The 22556-nt window shown below is 49.4% G+C and carries 21 protein-coding genes; 8 read left to right on the top strand and 13 right to left on the bottom strand.

Translation table 11 applies throughout. The features are described 5' to 3' along the window. Positions 1-296: 296 nt before the first annotated feature. A complete protein-coding gene (locus H6G89_RS29275; protein WP_190513359.1) occupies positions 297-3122 on the bottom strand; it encodes a glycosyltransferase in 2826 nt (941 codons plus the stop codon). A 199-nt stretch (positions 3123-3321) separates the two neighbouring features. On the opposite strand from H6G89_RS29275, the gene H6G89_RS29270 reads away from it, so the two are divergent. After that, positions 3322-3513, top strand: a complete 192-nt coding sequence (locus H6G89_RS29270) for a DUF2949 domain-containing protein (RefSeq protein WP_190513357.1) — start codon at positions 3322-3324, stop codon at positions 3511-3513. Positions 3514-3710: 197 nt separating this feature from the next. On the opposite strand, the gene H6G89_RS29265 is transcribed toward H6G89_RS29270, so the two are convergent. The 6 genes from H6G89_RS29265 to queG all read right to left on the bottom strand — a co-directional run bounded on the left by H6G89_RS29265 (position 3711) and on the right by queG (position 11261). Next, complete coding sequence (locus H6G89_RS29265) at positions 3711-4916, bottom strand: 4-hydroxy-3-methylbut-2-enyl diphosphate reductase (protein WP_190513355.1); 1206 nt, start codon at positions 4914-4916, stop codon at positions 3711-3713. Positions 4917-5595: 679 nt separating this feature from the next. Further along, entirely contained in the window at positions 5596-6366 is a 771-nt protein-coding gene (locus tag H6G89_RS29260; RefSeq protein ID WP_190513353.1) for a lysozyme, read from the bottom strand. A 478-nt stretch (positions 6367-6844) separates the two neighbouring features. Beyond that, the gene (locus H6G89_RS29255) at positions 6845-8038 is read right to left on the bottom strand and encodes an NAD(P)/FAD-dependent oxidoreductase (protein ID WP_190513352.1); all 1194 of its coding nucleotides are present in this window, start codon (positions 8036-8038) and stop codon (positions 6845-6847) included. A 273-nt stretch (positions 8039-8311) separates the two neighbouring features. Continuing rightward, entirely contained in the window at positions 8312-8737 is a 426-nt protein-coding gene (locus H6G89_RS29250) for a hypothetical protein (RefSeq protein WP_190513350.1), read from the bottom strand. A gap of 35 nt (positions 8738-8772) precedes the next feature. Continuing rightward, positions 8773-9609: a tetratricopeptide repeat protein gene (locus H6G89_RS29245; RefSeq protein WP_199336991.1), complete on the bottom strand. Its 837-nt coding sequence runs from the start codon at positions 9607-9609 to the stop codon at positions 8773-8775. A gap of 635 nt (positions 9610-10244) precedes the next feature. Beyond that, a complete protein-coding gene (gene queG / locus H6G89_RS29240) occupies positions 10245-11261 on the bottom strand; it encodes a tRNA epoxyqueuosine(34) reductase QueG (RefSeq protein WP_190513346.1) in 1017 nt (338 codons plus the stop codon). A 223-nt stretch (positions 11262-11484) separates the two neighbouring features. Between queG and H6G89_RS29235 the strand changes: the two genes are divergently transcribed. Beyond that, positions 11485-11943, top strand: a complete 459-nt coding sequence (locus H6G89_RS29235) for a YybH family protein (RefSeq protein ID WP_242060171.1) — start codon at positions 11485-11487, stop codon at positions 11941-11943. A gap of 5 nt (positions 11944-11948) precedes the next feature. Here the strand turns inward: H6G89_RS29235 and H6G89_RS29230 are convergent, their stop codons facing one another. Further along, positions 11949-13574 carry a B12-binding domain-containing radical SAM protein gene (locus H6G89_RS29230; RefSeq protein ID WP_190513345.1) on the bottom strand — a complete coding sequence of 542 codons (1626 nt, stop codon included), beginning with the start codon at positions 13572-13574 and terminating at the stop codon, positions 11949-11951. 536 nt (positions 13575-14110) lie between these two features. Here H6G89_RS29230 and H6G89_RS29225 point away from each other — a divergent pair. The 4 genes from H6G89_RS29225 to H6G89_RS29210 all read left to right on the top strand — a co-directional run bounded on the left by H6G89_RS29225 (position 14111) and on the right by H6G89_RS29210 (position 16590). Next, on the top strand, positions 14111-15127 hold the full coding sequence (locus H6G89_RS29225) for a tetratricopeptide repeat protein (RefSeq protein WP_190513342.1): 1017 nt from the start codon (positions 14111-14113) through the stop codon (positions 15125-15127). Between the two features lie 103 nt (positions 15128-15230). After that, entirely contained in the window at positions 15231-15686 is a 456-nt protein-coding gene (locus tag H6G89_RS29220) for a hypothetical protein (protein WP_190513340.1), read from the top strand. Beyond that, positions 15673-16065, top strand: a complete 393-nt coding sequence (locus H6G89_RS29215; protein WP_190513338.1) for a type II toxin-antitoxin system death-on-curing family toxin — start codon at positions 15673-15675, stop codon at positions 16063-16065. The genes H6G89_RS29220 and H6G89_RS29215 overlap by 14 nt, the downstream gene beginning before the upstream one ends. Positions 16066-16170: 105 nt before the next feature. Next, positions 16171-16590, top strand: a complete 420-nt coding sequence (locus H6G89_RS29210; protein WP_190513336.1) for a peptidoglycan-binding domain-containing protein — start codon at positions 16171-16173, stop codon at positions 16588-16590. Positions 16591-16699: 109 nt separating this feature from the next. On the opposite strand, the gene H6G89_RS29205 is transcribed toward H6G89_RS29210, so the two are convergent. From H6G89_RS29205 to H6G89_RS29185, 5 genes are all read right to left on the bottom strand, one after another. Then, complete coding sequence (locus H6G89_RS29205) at positions 16700-16864, bottom strand: hypothetical protein (protein ID WP_190513334.1); 165 nt, start codon at positions 16862-16864, stop codon at positions 16700-16702. Between the two features lie 229 nt (positions 16865-17093). Beyond that, on the bottom strand, positions 17094-18050 hold the full coding sequence (locus H6G89_RS29200) for a DUF362 domain-containing protein (RefSeq protein WP_190513379.1): 957 nt from the start codon (positions 18048-18050) through the stop codon (positions 17094-17096). Positions 18051-18069: 19 nt separating this feature from the next. Continuing rightward, a complete protein-coding gene (locus H6G89_RS29195) occupies positions 18070-18369 on the bottom strand; it encodes a hypothetical protein (RefSeq protein WP_190513333.1) in 300 nt (99 codons plus the stop codon). Between the two features lie 48 nt (positions 18370-18417). Then, a complete protein-coding gene (locus H6G89_RS29190) occupies positions 18418-19278 on the bottom strand; it encodes a 2-isopropylmalate synthase (RefSeq protein WP_190513331.1) in 861 nt (286 codons plus the stop codon). Positions 19279-19539: 261 nt separating this feature from the next. Further along, positions 19540-20949, bottom strand: coding sequence for an aspartate ammonia-lyase (locus H6G89_RS29185; protein WP_190513329.1), 1410 nt, complete (start codon positions 20947-20949; stop codon positions 19540-19542). 343 nt (positions 20950-21292) lie between these two features. Between H6G89_RS29185 and H6G89_RS29180 the strand changes: the two genes are divergently transcribed. Both H6G89_RS29180 and H6G89_RS29175 read left to right on the top strand, forming a co-directional pair. Then, complete coding sequence (locus tag H6G89_RS29180) at positions 21293-22105, top strand: tetratricopeptide repeat protein (RefSeq protein WP_190513327.1); 813 nt, start codon at positions 21293-21295, stop codon at positions 22103-22105. Positions 22106-22174: 69 nt separating this feature from the next. After that, complete coding sequence (locus H6G89_RS29175) at positions 22175-22456, top strand: hypothetical protein (protein WP_190513383.1); 282 nt, start codon at positions 22175-22177, stop codon at positions 22454-22456. Positions 22457-22556 lie beyond the last annotated feature (100 nt).

The following is a 22556-nucleotide window of genomic DNA, read 5'->3' as shown; positions in this document are numbered from 1 at the left end:
CTGGTCAATACTGCAAAGCGTCAGGGCATTTCTGCCTTTGACGCCATTTCCCGTGCCCTTACCTCAAAGCAGACCGATTGGCTACTGGATTGAGCAATTACAGGGGGACTACAGGGGGTCTTACAGAGGTTATCAACAGGTTTGGAACACCACCGACCTATCTGTGCCCTGTTATGGATTTGACAGCAAAACCCGCCCCTACCCAATATCGAACTTATTCAATTTCCATTCCTTAGGAGGCAGAGCCTCCGTCACTCCATTTCCAGGCAGGAGCTTGGAAACGAGGTTTGGGTAAATTACACAGATTCCCGAATCTTAGAAATCTCTGAAACCTTTAGGATTCCGGAGCTTGGAGCAGGTTGGATAGCAGTGGCGATCGCGTCCTGCCATTCAGGTAAGCGACTGAAGTCGTAGGCATTAAACGGAGTGCCAAAACTTCTGGAATAGGCAGTGAAACTCTCAATCCAGTTCTCTACCGTTGCGGCTGGAGGGTATGGGCTATAGCGCAGCGACTTTTTCAGATAGTCGCCCATCTCCTGAGTATAGTCGGTGCAATACAGTCGCCATGCTGCCCATACCAGCGTTTGATAACAGCAGGAAGCCTGGAGCGATCGCCAGGGGGTAGGCAAATCAGGTTGTGCAAAGAACTTGAGAAGAACTTGTTCAGCCGATCGCGCAATGTTTGGCGTGTTTTGACTGCAAGCACTGTAATCGTGCTGACGATAGCAAGCGGTGATCTCTGTTAACCAGGCTGACTGACACCCAGCAACCACTAACCGCAACACTAGATCGACATCTTCGGCAGCAGCGAGTTGGGGATCAAATCCACCCACTTGCATCAGCCAGTCTCGACGAAACATCAACGCACTGGGTAGCACAGGTTTATACAACAACCAGTCCTCAGGGGTAAGTTGGGGCATGGAACGCCACCACTGAATATCGGCGATCGCCTCTCCATTTTCCCGGACTGTCCGAAACCCACTGTTAACCATACCTACATCTGGATTAGCCGCAAACACCTCGACCTGCTTCGCTAACTTATCCGGCAGAAAATAATCATCAGCATCGAGAAACGCAATCAATTCCCCTTGAGCCAGCTGAATGCCACGATTGCGAGTGGCAGATACACCACGATTCTGCTGATAGTAATATCGAATGCGATGCGAGACAGCCTCCCCCAGGGGGCGATCGCGATAGGATTCAATCACCGCTTGTGTGTCATCGGTAGAACCGTCATCAATGACAATCACCTCATAGGAATCAAACGTTTGATTCAACACGCTGGCGATCGCCTGTGACACATATTTCGCCGCATTGTAAGCCGGGATGATCACACTTACTTTGGGTTTTTGAGTCTTGAGTACCGACTGTATTAACTGTTGCCAATTAACTTCCTGACTGAGGGCATAGGTATCTAATAAATAGCCATGCCCAATACAACATTCACTGAAACTTTCGACCCAATTGGAAATCGTTTCAATGGGAGAAAATGGCGTGTATGACAGCGATTCTTTCAAATAGAAAGCCATCTCTGTAAAAGATTGGGCATGATAAAATCGCCATGCTAACCATACGAGTAAGTGATAGCGAGTTTTACTTTCTAACTGTTGAAAAGAAGGAGGTAAATCGGCTTTAGCAAAAAATTGATTGTAGAGAGCTTGAAATTGATTTGCCTGTCGCACCGTATTACGGGTCATGGCTTTGCCATGCTGTCGATAACAGACCCCAATCTGACGACACCAGTCTGTTTTGCAGCCCGACAATGCCAAATTTAGGAAACACTCTGCATCCTCTGCTGGAGGAAAATCACCTCGAAATCCACCAATTTTTTCTAACCATTCCCGCCGAAACAATGTAGCACTCGGTAACACAGGTCGCCAAACGATCCATGCTTCTGCTGTGAGTGCAGGTAGGCTCTTCCACAGCTCTAAATCTGATATAAATTCACCGCTTTCATTGACCAATCGCCAACCACTCACCACGGCTCCCAAGGAGGGTTTTTCTGCAAAACAAGCAATCTGATCTGCCAGAATATTGGGCAGGAAAAAATCGTCTGCATCCAGGAAAATAATGAACTCTCCACGGGCTAACTCTAAGCCCTGATTGCGAGTTGCGGCAGGTCCTTGATTGACTTGGTAAAAATAACGCAGGCGATCGCCATAGGGTTGTAAAACAGTTCGTGTATCGTCGGTAGAACCATCATCAACGACAATCAATTCGTAATCAGTATAGGATTGACTGAGAACGCTTTCAACGGCCTGTTGAATAAATCGCCCATAGTTAAAGCAGGGAATAACAACACTGATTCGTGGAGGTTGTTGGGCCGAATGAACTGTGTTATTGACCGCTACAATCTCGGTGTTTTCATCATCGACGTCTATTTCGGTAATAGCTTCAGATAGATCATCGGTGATGACTTCAATTGCGAACTGTGGAGTAACCACCAACGGCTTCACGCCAAAATACAAATTCTCCGATAAATCTAAGCCGTATCGCTCTACCAAAACCGGATCAAGTTGTTTGGCATAATCTTCAACTTTAACGGTAAAACCTGCTTGCTCTAACCGTTCTTTGTAGTCCAACCCATACAAACGAACGTGATCTTCTTGCCAATAAAATTTGCGACGTTCCTCTGGGTCAGTAATGGTTGGATCGTCAAAACTTTGTTCTCGATAAATATCAATCGGAACTTGTAAAAACGCCCATCCTCCCGGTTTGAGAATTCTAAATAATTCCTGCATTGCAGCCCTATCGTCAGGGACATGTTCTAACACATGACTGCAAAAAATCACGTCAAAACTATCGTCATCAAAGGGGATATTCGTAATGTCGAAATTGATATCGACGGAAGGGTCCATTAAATCCGTCGTGACGTAATCTAGATTGGGTAAAGAGGCGATCGCGTTTCTTAAAAAAGACTCTGGCGCAAAATGGAGAACTTTTAACGGGTCTTTGTACAAATTGGTGCGTTCCAGCAAATACAGCTTCAACGCCCGATGTCGAGGCTGGGAAGCGCAATGAGGGCAGGTGACGTTGCGATATGTGCTGCTGAAATCTAACCACTGAGCACAGGAATTGCCGCAACACGGGCAGAAATAGCGAGCGCTAGACGGTGCTGTCATTGGCTTTGCAGATGCTCTAAATTAAATTCACATCATCAATGACGTCGCTGCAAATCGGTTCTACCCTTTGGTAGAGATGCGTGGATTTTGAGCAGAGAAATCTCACCCGCGTGGATGAGCCGATGGAGGGAGGCTCGATCTGGATTGCAATCGCTAATCTATTTTCATACTAAACGAGCCTTATCAGAAGGCAGGGGTCATGAAAACGTCACTAAAGACAAGATTAATTCGGTTTCTTCAGGAGGAGTTGGCGATTCCCTACGATTCGATTGCCATTGCTCTGCGCCATGAAGAACAAACCCCCAGCCTTCTGCCGATGGTGCTCTGGCAATATGGGTTAGTCACCCTGGAGCAACTTGACAAGATTTTCGACTGGTTAGAAACGGCGTAGCTTCCCTCCTACTCGTGAATCAATGAGACGTGACTCAGCCTGATCCGGGCTGAGTTTTTTCTTGGAAAGACGACAAGACCACCGTTTCAGCAGGTTTATATAGTTTTGGTCAGAAAGCTTAAGGAAAAGCAATGGCTCAGACCCGGATGCTGGGAAAGCCTTCTGACTCGCCTCCACCCCATCAAATGTGGCTACGGCTATACAAGCGCGATCGCCTTGAGGGCAAAGATCTTCTCAATCACCGTCGCAACTACCTTGTCGGGTGTTGAGGCTCCAGAGGTAATACCCACTGTGATCTTGCCATTGGGGAGCCAGTTTTCTTGAACAATCAGGTCTTGTTTTAAGGGTTTGTGTTCCACTCGGTTGCCAGGACCAATGCGATCGCCACTGTCGATGTGATAGGAGGGGATGCCCCGCTCGATAGCAATTTCTTGCAAGTGGGTTGTGTTGGAGGAGTTGTACCCCCCGATGACCACCATCAAATCCAATGGCTCATCCACCAGTTGAAACATGGCATCCTGCCGTTCCTGCGTCGCATCACAGATGGTATTGAAACTGAGGAAGTGCTCGTTCAACTTGGCAGGACCATATTTCCGCAACATCGTGTGCTCAAACAGTTTGCCAATCTGCTCTGTCTCACCTTTCAACATGGTGGTTTGGTTGGCGATGCCAATGCGCTCTAAATCGCGATTGGGGTCAAACCCAGCGGAGCAAGCGCGGCTGAATTTGGTCATAAACTCGGCGCGATCGCCCCCATTAAGGATGTAGTCAGAGACATACTGAGCCTCCGCCAGATTCAACACAATCAGATAAGTGCCCGCAAAGGAACTGGTGGCGATCGTCTCTTCGTGATTGTATTTGCCGTGAATGATCGAGGTGTACTCCCCTTTCTTATGTTTCTCAACCGTGTTCCACACTTTGGAAACCCAGGGGCAGGTCGTATCAACGATTGTGCAACCCTTGTCGTTGAGCAGTTGCATCTCCTGCACGCTGGCTCCAAACGCAGGCAAAATTACCACATCACCCGACTCAACCACCGAGAAATCTTTGTTACCCGCCTCAACCGGGATAAAGCCCACCTGCATCTCCCGTAGACGCTGATTGACTGAGGGATTGTGGATGATTTCATTGGTGATCCAGATGCGTTCGCTAGGGAAGTGTTGGCGCGTCTCATAGGCCATCGCTACTGCCCGTTCCACCCCCCAACAGAAGCCAAACGCCTCCGCTAACCGAATCGTCACATCTCCTTGCGTCATCGTGTAGCCGTTGTCGCGGATCTGTTGAATCAGGTCGCTTTGATACTCTGATTGCATTTGCCCAGACACGTCCTCATCATGTCCAAAGCCCTTGCGGTGATAACGGTCAGAGTTGTTGAGCGATCGCTTAAACGCTTTGGTATCCATTCCTGTTGTTGTTGATAGGAGTCATATCCAGCCTATCAAAGATGGGGAATCAGACGGAATGGAATCAGCCGTTTAACCCATCAAAAAAGATATTGTCTTCATAGAGTTAGGACTTACGTCACTTGAAGCCTAAAACTTTGATCCCCCTTGCCCCTTCAAAATTGCTTGAAAACCAGGCATTGGGGGAGAATCCCCCAAACCCCCATTGGGGGACGCCACTGCCTCCCCACTGGGCTGAGCTTGGCGAAGCCAAAGCCCCTAGCAGAAGGTGTTTCGGTTCACCCAAAGACGCGCTTCGCATCGGTTCCAAGTACGGGTACTTCTGATCGGGTCAAGACCTTAGACAAAGGCTCAACGTCCCCCAGAATTGAGAGATTTAGGGGGCTGAGAAGACTTGTGTGTACACGGTAGCTTAGGGGCTGCCGGAATCCCCTTTTTAAGCAGGTTTGGGGGATCTAACTGCATAATCCTCTTCTGTCACTCTCTTCGTAAACAAAATCTCATACAAACCTCGTTTCCAAGCAGGAGCTTGGAAATGGAGTGACGGAGGCTCTGCCTCCTAAAGCAACGGTTGGAGACAGAGCCTCCATGAGTACGTTCCTAGCTAACAGCAGTCCTCAACACTTTGCTACAACTGTAGTTTCAACCACCAAAATTCCTATCCCGAACTGAGAGCTTTCTACTTCTTCAAAAACAGGGCTTGCTCAGCTTGCCGACGACGAGTTAACCCAGTCAGTACTTTGCCAGCAGCTTTATTCCACTTGGGAAACTCCTGAGCGGCGGCTTCATAATTGCCCTGGTTCAGCAGCTTGAGCAGCGTTGACTTTTGCAGTGCCCCGGCTCCCAAATTGTAGGTAAAGGAGACTAACGCGCTGAATTGGTTTTCGGTCAGGGGGACTTTGACAGCGTTAACGACGGCTCTCTCAAACTTTTCAACATCTTTGCGGAGGAGGACTTCGGCTTGCTCAGCAGTGATGCGATCGCCCATTTTAACGCCAGCTGTTGTGCCATAGCCGATGGTTGGCACCCCTGCGGGACAAATGTAAGCTTCTAGCTTCAACCCTTCAAACTGCTTGATTAAGTCCAGTCCTGCCTGATTGATTTTGCCTTTGCCGGGCTTGGTGGTGTTGGGTTGAGGGGTTGAGGGTTGAGGCGCAGGTTGAGGTTTAGCCGTCGGGGGAGGTGGAGGGGTTGCTCCCTCAATCAGGCTGTGGGATTTGTGGACATACCAAACGCTGGAGCCATTGAAGGGAGCTTCAAAACAGACCTTGTAGTGGTCTTGTAAATCTTCCCCCGGCACTGCGTAGGCGTAGGAATGCAGATAAATTCGACAAGGGTCTTTGAGAACCTTTTCTTCGGGCAACAGATCTGCTTCAGCCGCAACACGGCGTTTGAGCAGAGTAGGTTGAGTAATTCTAAGAACTAAGCGTGTATTAGCAGGAGTTGCCATAGCAGATGCGAAATTATCTACACCTTTAAGTACAGCAAATTTTTACCAGCCAGCAAGTCAAATTTTAGTAAAACTTCAACTGAAATTAGATAGATATTTTCAAAATTCTTAGTACAACTCGTCGTAAATAGGGGTGGGAATTCGGGGTGCAGGGGTGGAACCCCTGGCTGGGGGCGAATCCCCCATACCCCCCTGGTTTTATTTCCAAACCCTATCTGTGAATCACAGTACTTAGTTATACAGTTTTGGTCAGAAAGCTTAGAGCAAAGGCAATGGCTCAAACCCTGACGCTGGAAAAGCTTCCTGACTCGCCTCCGCCCTATCGGATGTGGCTACAGCTACACCAGTTCTAGTGCAGCGTCATACCTTGTTTTTAGGATTGTCGGTGTGAGCGTCTCGCTCACGGCGCGAGCAAGATGCTCACACTACCCTAGCTTTGCCAAACTGGACAACGTTCTGTCTTGTAACGATCTGCCTTCTACGGCATCAGCAAATCCTGGATTGGGCGCATAATCCAGTTCAACCCTACCTTAAGCTGGTGTTCAAGGGTGGGCATCCGATACAGGTAGGCGAGTCGCCGCATGACATGGGCAGGCGTGCCCTCCAGCTTAACCCCTAACCCCGTGAACGTGGCATCTGACATGCCCAGTGACATCATTTCGCCCAATGCCTGATAACGGAAGGGCAGCAATGGACGATCTGTGAGAGATGCCCAAATATTCCAACTGGCAAACTCAGCCTGTTGAAAGGCGACCTGCGCGGTGGCAGGAACTCGCTGCCCCTCAGCGTCGTAACATTCTGCCAGATCTCCTACCGCAAAAACATCAGGAGCATCGACTACCTGTAATAGAGGAGTGACGACGACTTGACCCCGTTGGTTGTGCTTCAAGGGGAGATGCTGCACGATCTCTGGCACCTGCGTGCCTACCGTCCACAAAACAATATCGACGGGAATTTCGTCTACTTTGCCTTTATATTCCAGAGCGATCGCCTCTGGATTAACCGAAACCACTTTGGTTTCCAAATCGACCCAGACACCCCGTTCCTGCAATGCCTTCGTTGCTGCCTCACGGTTAAATTCTGGCGAGGTTCTCAGGATCTGGTCGCCGATCTCGACGATGCGAATTCGACCCCGTTCACCCAGTCGTTCGGCTAACTTGCACGCTAACTCAATGCCGCTATAGCCTGCCCCAACGATCGCCACCCGAATCTTTTCTCGATCAGAGGCTTCGAGCGATCGCAATTTCTCCTTCAGGCGATAAGCATCGGCAACCGTACGAAAGGGAATGGCATATTCCGCTACACCCGGAGCCAGATTCAGCGGTGTTTCACCACCCAACGCCAACACCAGGCGATCAAAAGACAAATCCGTACCCGTTTGCAAATGCACCTGCTGGGTTTCCAGATTGATCCCGGCAACCTCCGCTTGATGAAACTGAATGCCCGTGTTTGCCAGCAGATCACTAAACGGGGGAGCAACCTCCCACGTCTCCAGTTCATCCGTGACCAACTCATAGAGCAATGGAGAAAACAGGAAGCGATCGCGCTGATCCACCAGCACAATCTCAGGCTGATTAGGCTTCTCCCATGGAAATTGGCTCAAACGCAATGCGGTGTAAAGACCACCAAAGCCTCCACCAAGAATGCAAATGCGGGCAGGTTGTTGAGTCATGGACGCATCACTGGACAACTTCCTTCAGGATAACAAGAAGGAAGAAAGGAGGGAGTGAGGAATGGGGAATGGGGAATGAATGAAGGATAAACGTGAAGGATGAAGGATGAAAGGGAATGGGGTGTAGGGAGTGGGGAATAGGGAATGGGGAATGGGGAATGGGGAGTAGGAAGTAGGTTGTGGGGAGAGAAAAAGTTTAAGACGTTTCTAAATCTTTTATCCTTTATCTTTCATCCTTTATCCTTTATCCTTCTTTTTTTTCTTCCTTTTTCCCTACAGCACCTGCCCTCCCCGAAATCGCCAACGAGGAAGGAGGACTCGCATCAGGGTTTGGGAGATGATGAAGATACCGAGCCAAACGAGGCTGTAGTGCAAGATAAAAGTGTTGAGGGGCATGTCGCGGGTCATGCCGGGTAGTCCCAGGGTTTTGAAGAGAAAGCCGATGAAGACTCCTTCCCAGATGCCAGCGAGCAGTTGAAAGGCGGCAGGCCAGTCACGATCCCAGCGAAACTTTTGCAGGTAGTCGTAGAGTACATCCCACACTAACCCAAAGCCAGCAACGTAGCCCAACACCCAAAAGAAAATCGGATGAGAACCAGGTCCCCCATAGGTTACAGCAAAGGGGATGCTAATCAGGACACCAACGGTCGCCAGCAGTAACAACCGGGATTGCCAGCGACCTAGCAGGGTGGGAGTCATAACGGAAGAGGGTAAAGATACCGGGCTACTCTAACCTACTCGGAGGGACTCGTTTGGCTACTTTGGGCGATCGTTTCCTTAATTCGAGGCAGTTGTAAGAATGCTTGAGCTTGTTCCATCAGGCGATCGCCCCACAGGTTTTCCCGCAAAAAGTCTGGGCTACCATATCGCTCATCAAGCCGGATAGCGGTTTCGCCCAACAACAACGCCTGTTCGCGATCGCCCTGACTATACAGAACTACAGCCAATGCCAGTTGCGGTTCTGCCTGGCTGCCATCAATTTCGATCGCCGATCGCCACTGCTGTAATGCTCCTTCAATATCCCCTTTTTCGTAGAGGGCTAAGCCAATGTTGTTGACCGCAGGCCAAAACTCTTCATCCAGGTCAACGGCTTTTTGATATTGGGCGATCGCCTGGTCATATTGCCTCAGCATGTAATAGGCATTGCCCAGGTCAAACAACGCCCCCGGTACATCCGCTTGCAGCCGCAACCCTGCTTGCAAATATTCGATTGAACGGTTGTAGTCTTGCTTGCGGAAGTAAGCTGACCCAATGGCAAATAGAATCGCTGGGTTCTCTTGATCCAGCGTCTTAGCCTGTTCGAGGGCTCTGATCCCCTCGTCTACGTTCTCGGTTTGCAGATAGAGACTGCCTAACAATGTCCAAATGTCGGCGTTGTCAGGAGCAAGCTGAGTTGCCAGTTCAGCACGCGGTAGAGCTAACTGAAATTGTTGAAACTGAGCCAACTGAGCCGCTTCTTGAGCCAGACGCAAACCCTGTTCCTCAAGCTGGTTGCCATCTAACTGCAACACATGGGGCACCAACGCTTGAGGGTGAGCGGGTTGAGCCAGGTTCCACAGACCGCCCGCCATAAGAAGGGAGATGAGAATAAGACGCTTACGCACAGTTGAGATTTTGTGATGAATGCAATGTATTGTCAGCTAGCTTAGACGATTTCTCCCCAATCGTGGCAAATATCTTAAGAAATCTAGGCGTTACCAATATAGCGATCCTAAATCGTTTGTGAAAGTGCCCGCCCTTTGGGCGGGCACTTTCACAAACAGCTTTTTTCACAAATCAAATAGGATTGCTATAGATGTGAGTTTAGTTAGCCAATCGCCCATTGTCATATCAATTTAATGTTTGATTGTGGCAGATCACTGGGTAGGGCGTTTCGCGAAACGCCCTTACGGAATCATGGGCAGCGAAGCCAATTCAAATTGGTATCAATTGTCAATCGTCAATCGTCAATTCCATTACTTAACGTGAATTCGGGATCAGGATTTCGGCAGTTAAAACCGCCACTATCGGAGCAAAACCGACCTGCGTCGGTTCGTCAAATCCGGCCTTTTCCGGAGTCTGCGTCGGCGGACTTCGCTCTAGTACAGCAAAAAATAAGGTTTGAAAGGGGTGAAGCCCCCAAACCCCCTACATTGCAGAACTTTGTGTTCGCAACACTAGTAGCCGCGAATTCATTCGCCGGGCTCTTAAACCGAACTGATGTTACTTACCCTTCTCCTGTTAATTTTTTGTGATTGACCATAGACGGTTGATTGTTGACCATATTTGCGATCGCATTCCGTCTCCACATATCGGGTTTGATCCGGCGCAGAGCAGAGCCTTGAAAGCGTTGATCCCACTCCTCGTCGCTTAGCTCAGCCAGTTCCGTTAAGGTCGGGGCAATGTTCCAGGAACGAGGCTGAAACTCTTCTACGTCGGTCGGTTGGGCAAATCGTTGATTCCAGGGGCAGACATCCTGGCAAATGTCGCATCCTGCGACCCAACCGTTGAGGTGAGGGGCGATCGCCTCTGGCAATACTTCAGCCCGATTTTCGATGGTGTGGTAGGCGATGCAACGGTTGGCATCCACCACAAATGGCTCAGTAATGGCTCCAGTGGGACAGGCATCCAGGCAACGGGTACAGGTGCCACAGTGCTGCGTGTGGGGGCGATCGGGGGACAGTTCCAGGTTGGTCAAGACTTCTCCCAAAAAGACCCAGGAGCCATACTCACGGGTGATTACATTGCTGTTTTTGGCAATCCAGCCAATGCCTGCCCGCTCTGCCCAAACCTTGTCTTGCACAGGTCCAGTATCGGCATAATAGCGAGCTTCGATGCCTTCATCCTGCGCTTCTAGCCAGGTTGATAGAGCTTTGAGGCGTTTGTGTAATTGCCGATGATAGTCTTTGCCCCAGCCATAGCGAGAAATTTTGGCGTATTCCTCTCCTTTAGGGCGATCGCCCGGAGTGTAGTAGTTCAACGCCACGCAAATCAGCGATCGCACTGACGGCATGACCCGCCGAATGTCGTGACGCTTGGGGTTATCCATCCATGCCATATCTGCCTGATATCCCTGGTTTAACCAACGCTCTAGTGGGGAGGTTTTGGAGGATGTGGCTACCTCCTCCGGTGTATCAGGCACAGCGGCAATGCCGACTTTGTGAAACCCCAATTCCAACGCTTTTTGTTTGACCGTTGAACTGTCAAGACAGGGTGATTGTTTAGGAGCAGAGGTATCTGACACGGTTTGAAGGGAAATGGGTAAGGCGTGTGGAGAAGCGAGAGGGGATCAAATTCTCTCTCATGGGACAGGGCAGCCCTTGAACCTGCTAGTTATGTTGAGAGCAACAGAGCCACAAGGGAAGTATTCTACTTCAAGTCTAATTGCTGCAAATCGTGGGATAAAAGCCTTTTGTGGTGAAGCGTTCACAATCCAAAATCGTAAATCTAAAACCTGAAATCGGCATATGACGAATCCAGCAACAGAAACGATGACAGCAGAGGTTCAATCGGTAGACATTGCCTCACCTATCGACGTCATCTCAGAACCCGTTATTTTGACCTACTTTGAAACTCTCAATGCAGGAGATTTTCAAGCAACGGCTGATCTGTTTGCAGAGTCCGGTGTGCTACGTCCTCCCTTTGATGAAGAGTTGGTGGGAAGAGAGGCGATCGCCCAATATCTTGCGGCGGAAGCAAAGGGCATGAAGTTCCAGCCATTGATGGCGACCTACGGAGTGTTAGAGACAGGTGACACGGAGTTTACCATCACCGGAAAGGTGCAAACTGCCTTGTTTGGAGTCAATGTTGCCTGGAATTTTGTTCTGAATCCAGACTCTCAAATTCTCTCTGTTCAAATCAAACTGCTGGCGGGTCTAGAGGAATTGCTGAATCTCAAGCCGGGGCAAGACAAAAAGAAAGAATAGGGTATCTAAACCAGGGCAGGTTGTGGAAAATGTTCTTTCGCACTCTCCAGATGCTTGAGCAGAGTGGGCTTGGGCAGCGGTCCTTTGAGGTGGTCCCAGGGCAAAACCTGCTCAGTAGACCAGGACTGATGAACGTAGTAATCCAGCGGTGGGAGTTGGTTTTGTAATTCTTTGAAGGCGCGACGATAGCTGCCCAAAGAGTCGCCGTAGTGACGGGTTAGCTCCAGGAGTGGGGTCAGACGGCGATCGCCCCGTGAGATCAGTGTTTGAATCACAGACCAGTTGTAGCTCTCTGGGCGAAAGTCAATACCCTGCGATCGCAGTTGTTTTTGCAGGGTTTTGAGCCGCTTTTCGGCATCTGTGTTGACCCCAAACCACTGAAAGGGGGTATGGGCTTTGGGAGTGAAGGTGCTGCAACCATAGGTCAGCCGCAACCCCGGAGCGGCACGTTTGATGTCGCGTAACATGCTAACCGTCTGGTCTAAATCCTCAGGTACTTCACCGGGGACTCCCGCCATACCGTAGAGCTTCAGAGCACTCAATCCTCCCGCTTTGGCGTTAACTGCCGCTTGAATAATTTCGTCGTTGGTCAATTTTTTGTTGATAATCTGACGCAGGCGATCGCTGCCACTTTCAACGGCGATCGTAATGGAGCGGCTATCGTGCTTGACCAGCGTTTCTGCCAATTTCTGGGTAACTGTGTTAGTTCGCACAGAAGACAGACTGAGCCGCACATCGTCAAACTGGGGTTGGCTGAGGTGATCGAGCAATGCTTCAAATTCAGGATGTTGGGTCACAGAGGCTCCCAGTAATCCCAATCGATTGGTAACCGTCAACCCCCGCTCGATCGCCGGGATCAGCGACGCTTCTAAACTGGCAGTCCGGAAGGGCAGCGTCAGATAACTTGCCAGACAAAAGCGGCACATCTCCGGACAACTCCGCACCACTTCCACCATATAAATGTTTTCCCACGCGGCTTTTTCAGTGACGACGGTGGAAGCCGAAAGGACATTGCCGCGATAGGTTTGCTTTTCGACGATCGCTGGAATGTCGCTGCTGATGGGTTGAATTGAGGTAATGACCCCTTGGGGATCGTCGTAGGTGAAGCGATACAAACTGGGAATGTAGATGCCTGGAACCTGTGCTAGATGTCGCAATTGGGTGGCACGATCAGCACGGCGCACCTGTTGATATGCCTTAATAAAGTCATCCAACAGGGTTTCTCCATCGCCCAACAAAATCACATCAAAAAAAGCGGCAAACGGCTCTGGATTAGCCGTTAAAACAGGACCTCCGCCAAACACGAGAGGATGCTCATCGGTGCGATCACTCGCGTGCAACGGAACTTCTAACCGCTCCAGCAACGTCAACACATTTACATAATCTAACTCCCACGAGAGGGAGAAACCGACCAATTCTGGCTGAGTCGGTAATGGCTCATGCACATCCATAAATAGACGGCTAACCCGCATGTCTGAGCGCATGGCTAACGTTGCCCAAACCACCTGATAACCCAGGCTTGTAATGCCCACGGTGTAATCGTTTGGAAAGGCAAAAACAGTGGCGATCGCATCTGATTGTGAAGCCGCCGGAGTAAATAACAGTCGCTCAGCAGAAAAAACAGCCGTCATGCAGGTTGAAACAGGTCACTTCCTTCAGCTTAGTGCATTCAGAGGAAGGATGGAGGAGGAGAACGAAAGCATGAAGGGTGGATCTCCGACCTCAGCTGAAACCGCCTTGAACACGGAATTACGGAGGCTTTGCCTTCTGGAGCCAGGAAACAAGACGATTTGACTCGGTACTCAAAACTGAGAATGTGAGGAGGGCATTTCAACGACTAACCATCAGTGACGTAACACCATTTCCGCGTTTTTTCGGATAGATGCAAACTCATTCCTAGAATTTGATCTCAATAAATTCAGGGCATTCACTCTATACCTTTACTGACTTTTTATATAAACCTAAAGATAAGCGGATTTACACGAAGTTACTGTCAAGAACCGCCCCCCGGAGATTCCGTATTGATGCTGTTAACGATCTAGCCCAAGACCCATTCCCCATCCACCAAATTAGTCGTCCAACCCAATTATTCGTTAAACGCTATTTCAAATCCTGGTTTTTAGCTGCATCTACTCTCCAAGTGCCACGCTATCAAAATAAGATTTCTATGGTTAGACCATTAGATGAAGAACATGGAACTTTCATTCCGCTTCCAGAGCGGATTGGAGACAGGAGTGAAGCGAACGAGATTCCCAATCTACTAAAACAAGAAGCCGATCGCCTCTTAGAGAAAGGCATTGAGCAACATCAAATTCGTGATTTTGAAGCTGCGTTGCAGACTTTTGCGCAAGCACTCATCCTCTATCAGAAAATTCGCGATACCCAGGGAGAGGGCAAAACCCTGAGCAATATTGGCCTAGCGTATTACGCATTAGGGAGTTATGGAGATGCGATCGCCAATTCCTATCAAGCCTTAGCCCTATCCCAACAATGCCTCGATCGCCGCATGGAGCGGCAGGCACTCGCTAATTTGGGCAACGCTTATCGCCACCTCGAAGACTACGCCAGAGCGATTGAATACAAGCAACAAGGCTTAGCTGTCTCTCGTGAAATTGGAGATTTAAGGGGTGAGATGGCAGCCCTCAACAACCTGGGGATGGCATACAAAGCCAAGGGAGACTGTGTTACAGCGATCGCCTATTATCAAGAGAGTCTTGCTCTGGCTTACAAACTCAATGATCAGAAGGTAGTTGGGCAAGTGTTGCGAAACTTAGGCAACGCTCACCACGCGCTGTCGGATTACAGCAAAACAGTGCAGTGTTATGAGGAACTGTTGGCGATCGCTCAACAGCTTCCTGATCGCCAAATTGAAGGGCAAATTCTCAAAAACCTGGCGAGTGCTTGCTACATTTTGGGAGATAACGGTAAAGCGATCGCTTATCATCAACAACGCTTGGCGATCGCCAAAGAGTTAAATGACTACCGCAATCAGGAACAAGCCTTAGAAAGCCTTGCTGTTATCTACGATGCGCTAGGTGATTACAGCAAAGCCGTGCTGTATTACGAACAACGCTTGACTGTAGTTAAAGCCATTCAAGATCGCAAACTGGAACAACAAACCGTCGAAAGCCTCAAATTCATTTGCTACGCCACTGGGGATTTTGCCAGAGCAAGCCAATATTAAAGACAACGAGATACGTCCCTACGTTGATATAAAAGAAATGCAAGTAAACTGAAAATACGTTGCTGATTCTCAAGCAACTCGATTACGTTGGGTTGCAAAACTTATGTCTTCTGAAATCAACCAACAACCTGAGTCAGACGGAATTCAGCCTGAGACGATTCAGCAGGTCAAAGACATTCTGCAAAAGCTTCCTGCCAAACTGCAAACCTCAATTCCCGTAGAGGAAGCGATCGCTCAACTGCAAGATTCCCTTGAGACAGCGTTGGTTAAAGGGTATAGCTACGAGGAATTAGCCGATCTGCTCCAACACGAAGGAATTCCTATCAAGAGTTCAAGCTTGGAAAATTATCTCGCCTCAACTAGACGACAAGCCTCTGAAACTAAAACCTCTACTAAATCAGAAGATCAACGTTCGGATAACCTGTCAGACCAAGTTGAAATAGTCATTCCTATTACAACTGGATCTGTCTCTCACACAGTTAGGAGTGATTTTTGGACTGCATACCAGGAATCTTTGAAAGAAAGAGAAGAGGTTTACCGTCGCCTTGCTGAATCCTAGATTTCTAGAACCATCTGAGATTCTAGCGATTCACGATGTCCAAATAGCAAGATTTGGTGGAATGCATGGAATCAGAGATGAGGGGTTATTAGAATCTGCCCTTGCACAACCACAAGCTACATTTGGCGGTGAACTTTTACATGCCACGATTCATGAACAGGCAGGTGCTTATCTTTACCATCTCTCTACAAATCATCCATTTATCGACGGTAATAAGCGAACAGCATTTGCTGCAATGGACGTGTTTTTAAGATTGAATGGCTATCGGTTGAGATTAACCAATGACCAGGCATATGAGCTAGTTCTTCAAGTTGTGCAGGGTGATATTGGGAAGGAAGAGTTAGCGAATTATCTTGAGCAGGCTATAGGGAACTTCTAAGTGATTAGCTTTAGTCAAGTGATATAGTTTGGCTTTTCAAACTGTCTGTAGGATTAGGTTAGCGATCGCCCTTTCATCTCAACTCCCATTTGGAGCGCATTACCCATGTCATTCACCATCCGTTATGCTCTGGTTTCGTGCGTCACCATCGGACTGATCAGTTTTTTACCCTTCTATCAAGTCCCTGCTTCCGCCAATTCCCCAACTCAGGCACCGACCCTGATTGCCACTGCCTATACCGATCAAACGCTGCCAACTTTGCGAGTGGGCGATCGCGGTAGTGAGGTTGAGTCATTGCAACGCATCTTGCTCAGTAACGGGTTTCTGGGCGCAGCGGGAGTACGTTTGGGCACTCCTGAGGCGATCGCGGTTGACGGAGTTTTTGGAGCTGTGACCGAATCAGCTATTCAAGACTTGCAGCAACGCTATGGATTGCCCGTAACGGGGGTGGTTGATCCGGCAACCTGGGAAGTGTTGGATAGTTATGAGAATCCCTATCGTGAGCCGTTACCGTGGCAACAGTAAATTAGGGAGTAGGGAGTAGGGAGTAGGGAATGGGGAACGGGGAACGGGGAGTAGGGTATAGGGTATAGTCAATGGTCAATTGTCAATCGTTCATTGCTACTAGTGAGCGTCACACCTCATTTTTAGGATTGTCGGTGTGAGCGTCTCGCTCACGGCGCGAGCAAGATGCTCGCACTACCCTAACTTTTAACTGCGACGCAGAACTAGTCTGTGGCTCTCGGCTATTGGTTATCAACGATTGACTATTGACCATCAACGATTGACCATTGACCATCAACGGTTAACCATTAACTATTAACTATTAACTATTAACGATTGACCATTGACCATTGACCATCAACGGTTAACCATTAACTATTAACGATTGACCATTGACCATTGACCATCAACGATTGACCACTGACTCCTAACCCCAACTAGACTACCCAAACCACCACTTTTTCCTTCTTCCTTCTTCTCTCTTCCTTTCATCCTTTATCCTTCATCGTTTATCCTTTCTTCCTCTATCTTCCATACACCTCTCTCGGCTCTTTGATGAACCGAATGTAGAGATGCCGGAACGTAGATTTGAGCACGCGAGGTAAGCCAAAATCAATCGGCATCAGCTTTTCGGGAAGTTTCCAATCGGCGATCGCTAACTCGTCAGGGGTGCAGTGGGGAAAGTGGATGTCCGCGATCGCCGGACATAAGCCCAAGCGTTGAGAGGCAGCGATCGTGGGAAGAGTAACCGGATCAGCCTTGAGAATCTCAACAAAGGCGCGATCGAGGGCAAAGACATCGGCGGAGGCTCCTAAAACGCCGAGAAACCGGGGTTCACCGCCACTGGGTCCGTTGCCTTCGTGTCCAATGATGCCATCGGTAATCGTCAGGTCAGGGGCGATCGCCCTTGCCGTTTCGACCAGCATCCTACCAAACCGGGCACTGTCTTTACCTGCCTCCATGTGCCACCAGGCTTTCATCTTGCCGGGAACGCAGCCAAACAGGTTCTTCACTCCAAGGGTCAGAGTCAGTTGCACATGGGACTTGACCTTGGGCAGGTTAATCACTACATCCGCCTCAATCGCCTCTTTTGACAACAGCAGGTGATTAAACTCTTCGCTGACGGTCTGATAGCGTTTGCCGCTCGGCTCCACAATCGGAATTCCCAATTCGTCTAACATCGGTAAATAACCGTTAGCGATCGCCACCCCTCGCGCCGTACCAAAGGCAGGGCTATCCGACAAAAAGGGTTTGCCGCCAACCGCTTGCACCATTTGAGCGACACAATAGACCAACTCCGGGCGAGTTGTGCATTCCTTTGTGGGGCGTGATCCAGTGAGCAGGTTAGGCTTCAACAGCACGCGATCGCCCGGTTTAACAAAGGCTGCAATGCCACCCATCGGCTCTAACAGGGTTTCGAGTGAGGCTCGTAGTTGGGTGCGATCGTACGACTCGGCTCGAATCAAACTGACAGTTGGCATCATCATTACATCCTCTGGATTAACCTCGTGAACGGGTCAGGGCTGTGACTCGTTCTGCATTAGCGAATACATCCTCACCCTGAAGCTCAGGAATCGGCGGTTTCATCTCTACCTTAATGACTTTATCAACATTAATAAAGACGGTTTGTTCCGGCAAATGCACAATCCACCAATCTTTTCTAAATAGATGGCGAATTTCTAGTTGAGTGGTTTGCTGAGTGCCATCGCTCTCCAGGGGAGCGTAGACATTAAACGACTCAGTCTGACCATCGATATAGTGAAAGGTTAGCTGGGAATAGGTGCCCTCTTGACTATACATAGTGCGCCTCGTTGCTGTAGATAGAACATCCTTAAATATTGGTGCGAATTACTTAAGAGCCTCACAATTTTTGCTTTTCTTTTCAATTCCGGTGATGGCACTGACCCGATTAGACGCATCTTGCAGCAAAGACGGCTCTATTTCAACGGTGAAATTGGTGTGCTTTAGGATACGGTTCACCACCTCTGCCAGGTCAGCATTGCCTTTTCTGGCTCCCAATCCGTTAATTGAGCACTCGATTTGTCGAGCACCACGCTCTAACGCTGCGATCGAGTTGTCAACCGCCATCCCCAGGTCATCATGACAGTGGACAGCGACGACCGATTGGTCAATGTTAGGAACTCGGTTAAAGATCGTTGTTAGCAACTCAGAAAACTCCTGGGGAGAGAGCAACCCCATTGAGTCGGGGATGTTGATGGTGGTCGCTCCATGCTGAAGGGCTGTTTCAATCGCACGACAGAGGAAATTCAAATCACTGCGAGGCGCATCAAAGGCACCCCATTCCACATCATCGCAATGGTTTCGAGCCAGGGAAACGCTGTGGGCGATCGCCTCTAGTACCTGTTCCTCAGTCAGTTGAGCCTGTCCCTTGAGATTGACAGGAGTGTAAACATGAATTCGAGGCTGTTTAGCATCTTGCAGTGCCTCAATCACTCGCATCACCTCATCCGGTTTGGAGCCTGTCAGTCCACAAATCTTGGCGTGCTTAATTTGGGTTGAGAGTTGCCGTATCTCCTCAAAGTTTTTCTTGAAGTGACCCGGATAACCGACCTCAATCACATCGACTTTCATCGCGTCTAACAGTTCGGCGATGCTTGCCTTTTGCTCCAGGGTCATCGTGACTCCAGGGGCTAATTCGCCATCCCGCAGAGTTGTGTCAAAGATTGTGATTTTGTTGGGGGTTGGCATGGTTAAGGGTTAAGGGTCAAGGGTTAAGGGTCAATGGTCAATGGTCAGTGGTCAATGGTCAATGGTTAATGGTTAAGGGTCAATGGTTCATGGTCAGTAGTCAGTGGTCAATGGTTAGTAGTCAAGGGTCAAGGGTCAAGGGTTAATGGTCAATCATTAATAGCCAGTGGTCAATCGTTGATGATCAACAGCCGAGAGCTACAGACCAGTAGCAATGAACGATTGACGATTGACAATTGACCACTCCCTACTCCCCACTCCCTAATTTTCTGGCATCTTACTCATCGTCTCCAAATCCAACACTTGCGCCAGTTCGGCTTCGGTCATCAGCCCTTTTTCCAACACAATTTGCCGCAGCGATTTTCCGGTTTCCAGGGATTCCTTGGCAACGGCAGCAGCGTTCAAGTAGCCAATGTGGGTGTTGAGGGCTGTCACCAACGACAGGCTCTTTTCGGCGTATTCCAGACAGCGATCGCGCCTGACCGTAATTCCCTTCAAGCACTTCTCAGCCAGCGTGCCGATGGTGTTGCCTAAAATTGTGATGCTCTGAATCAGGTTGTAGGCGATCAGCGGCATCATGACGTTGAGTTCCAGTTGTCCTGCCTGGGCAGCCAGGGCGATCGCACTGTCGTAACCCATCACCTGAAAGCAGACCATCGAGGTCATCTCAGCGATCACCGGATTGTACTTTCCGGGCATGATCGAGGAACCGGGCTGCACGGGGGGCAGTTGGATTTCCTTAAATCCGGTCATGGGTCCCGAATCCATCAATCGCAGGTCGTGGGACAGCTTGACGAGGTCTTGCGCCAGGTTGCGGATTGCCCCGGAGACGTTGACAAAGGGAGCCATGCTCTGCATTGCTGCCATCAAATGTGGTGCAGGTTTGATCGGTTGGTCGATGAAGTCAGCCAGCAACTCGGCGACGCGATAGCGATAGTCGGGGTGGGTGTTCAATCCGGTGCCTGCCGCACTGCCCCCTAATCCTAAGACGGTCAGGTCTTGAGCGGCGGTTTCAATACGAGTCAGGTGGTCACTCAAGATCTGCGCCCAAGCCCGAAAGGTTTCGCCCATCCGCACGGGCACCGCATCTTGCAGGTGAGTTCTACCGGAACGGACAACATCCTGATACTCCTCGGCTTTGGTGTCCAATGCGGCGATCGCCTCTGACAAGGCGGGATACAGGTGATGCTCCAACGCCAGCAATCCCCCAATGCGGATCGCGGTGGGAATCACATCATTGGTCGATTGCCCATAGTTCACATGATCGTTGGGGCTGACGCGCTGATAGTTGCCCTTTTCATCGCCCAAAATCTCCAGAGCACGGTTCGCCAGCACTTCATTCAGGTTCATATGATGTGAGGTGCCTGCTCCTGCCTGGTAGACATCCACCACAAACTGGTCGCGCAGGTTGCCCTGCAAAACCTCATCGGCAGCCTGCACGATCGCCTGGCTGATCTCCTGAGGAATGCAGCCCAACTCACCATTGGCGATCGCCGTTGCCTTTTTAATCAAAATCCCCGCATCGACATAAAGCGGTAACGGTCTTAGCCCGCTAATGGGGAAGTTTTCGATCGCGCGGAGGGTTTGAATGCCATAGTAGACCGTCGAGGGGATTTGACGCTCTCCCATCGAGTCGCGCTCAATACGATACGTGGATTGATCATTAACCATTGGGTAATAATTAAAGCAAGGGACATCTCTGATCTATTTTCCACTGTGATATCTTCTCAAACTACAAGATTGGGCAGAATATTTGAATGGAGCTTTAGTGACTGTGGATGAGGGATGCGCAACCCCTCTAATCGGGATTGGCTTCATTGGGTTGAAAGGGTGGCACTACTGAATCAGGCGATGGTTGCAATCCATCCCTGAGGACATCAACTATTACTCCTGATTTCGTTCGCAGTCCAATCGGAATGTGGCTCGATGACCGTTGACACTCATTGTTAGGGCGCGGAAGTCAGGATTGTAATCTATCGTCACTTTCAGGATCTACCTTGGACTCACCAACGCCATGAGTCAAAACTATGATAGTCAAACCTGGTTTAGTCAGGGAAATGCCTTATACGATGTGGGACGCTTTGAGGGGGCGATCGCTCGCTTTGACAAGTTTCTCAAGGTGCAGCCCGACCACTACGAAGCCTGGACTCAACGAGGCTTTGCACTCTATGAATTGGGCTTTCACGAAGAGGCGATCGCCAGTTTTGACCGGGCGATTAGAATCAATGCTAAATATGCACTGGCATGGCATGGCAAAGGAATTGCTCAAGCCAAGCTGGGACGCTACGAAGAGGCGATCGACAGTTTTAGCCGATCCTTGAAATTAGACCCTACCGACTCAAAAGCCTGGTATAACCAGGGGCACGCCTATAGTTGCCTGTATCGCTATGCAGAGGCGATCGCCAGCTTTGACCGATCGGTTGAGCTCAAACCCGACAACTACCGCGTCTGGTATAGCCGGGCTGTGGCATTATCTTCTAGTCGTCGATACAACGATGCCCTCACCAGTCTGGATACAGCTCTGGCGATCAAACCAAGCTGCCACTATGCCTGGAGCTATCGGGGGATGGTGTTGTCAAAGCTCAACCGCCATCCAGAAGCCATCATGAGTTTTGAGAAGTCGTTGAAATATCAGCCTGACAACGCCAACGCCTGGTATGGCAAAGCCTGCTCTTTTGCCATGCAGGGAGAGTCGGATCTGGCACTCAAAAATCTGCATCGTGCGCTGGTGCTGAGTCCCAATCTTTATCGGGTGATGGCACAAACGGATGCCAGCTTTGACAATATTCGTCAGCATCCAGAGTTTCAAACCTTGTTACAAACGTAAACGTAATGGGTAGGGACAGGTGGTTAGGAATGGGAATTAAATAAGTTCGATATTGGGTAGGGGCGGGTTTTGCCGTCAAACCCATTACAGGGTAAAGATTGGTCTGCTAAACCCACCCGTACAGTTTGCGGATTTATTAAATCCAAGATCCTTAGTGGTCAATGGTCAATAGTGAATGGTCAGTGGTCAATAGTGAATGGTCAGTGGTCAATAGTGAATGGTCAGTGGTCAATAGTGAATGGTCAGTGGTCAATAGTGAATGGTCAATGGTTAAGAGTGAATAGTGAATGGTCAGTGGTCAATAGTGAATGGTCAATGGTTAAGAGTGAATGGTCAGTGGTTAGTGACTAGTGACTAGTGACGAAGAACAAAGGGCGTCTTGATCGATACTCATAACCCACACGGAATTGCTATATATTCAGAATGATTTAAGTTCAGTACCCGTAATATT

The organism is Oscillatoria sp. FACHB-1407, assembly GCF_014697545.1.
In the GTDB taxonomy this organism is placed as follows: domain Bacteria; phylum Cyanobacteriota; class Cyanobacteriia; order Elainellales; family Elainellaceae; genus FACHB-1407.
This window is presented reverse-complemented; position numbering and strand designations above follow the sequence as displayed.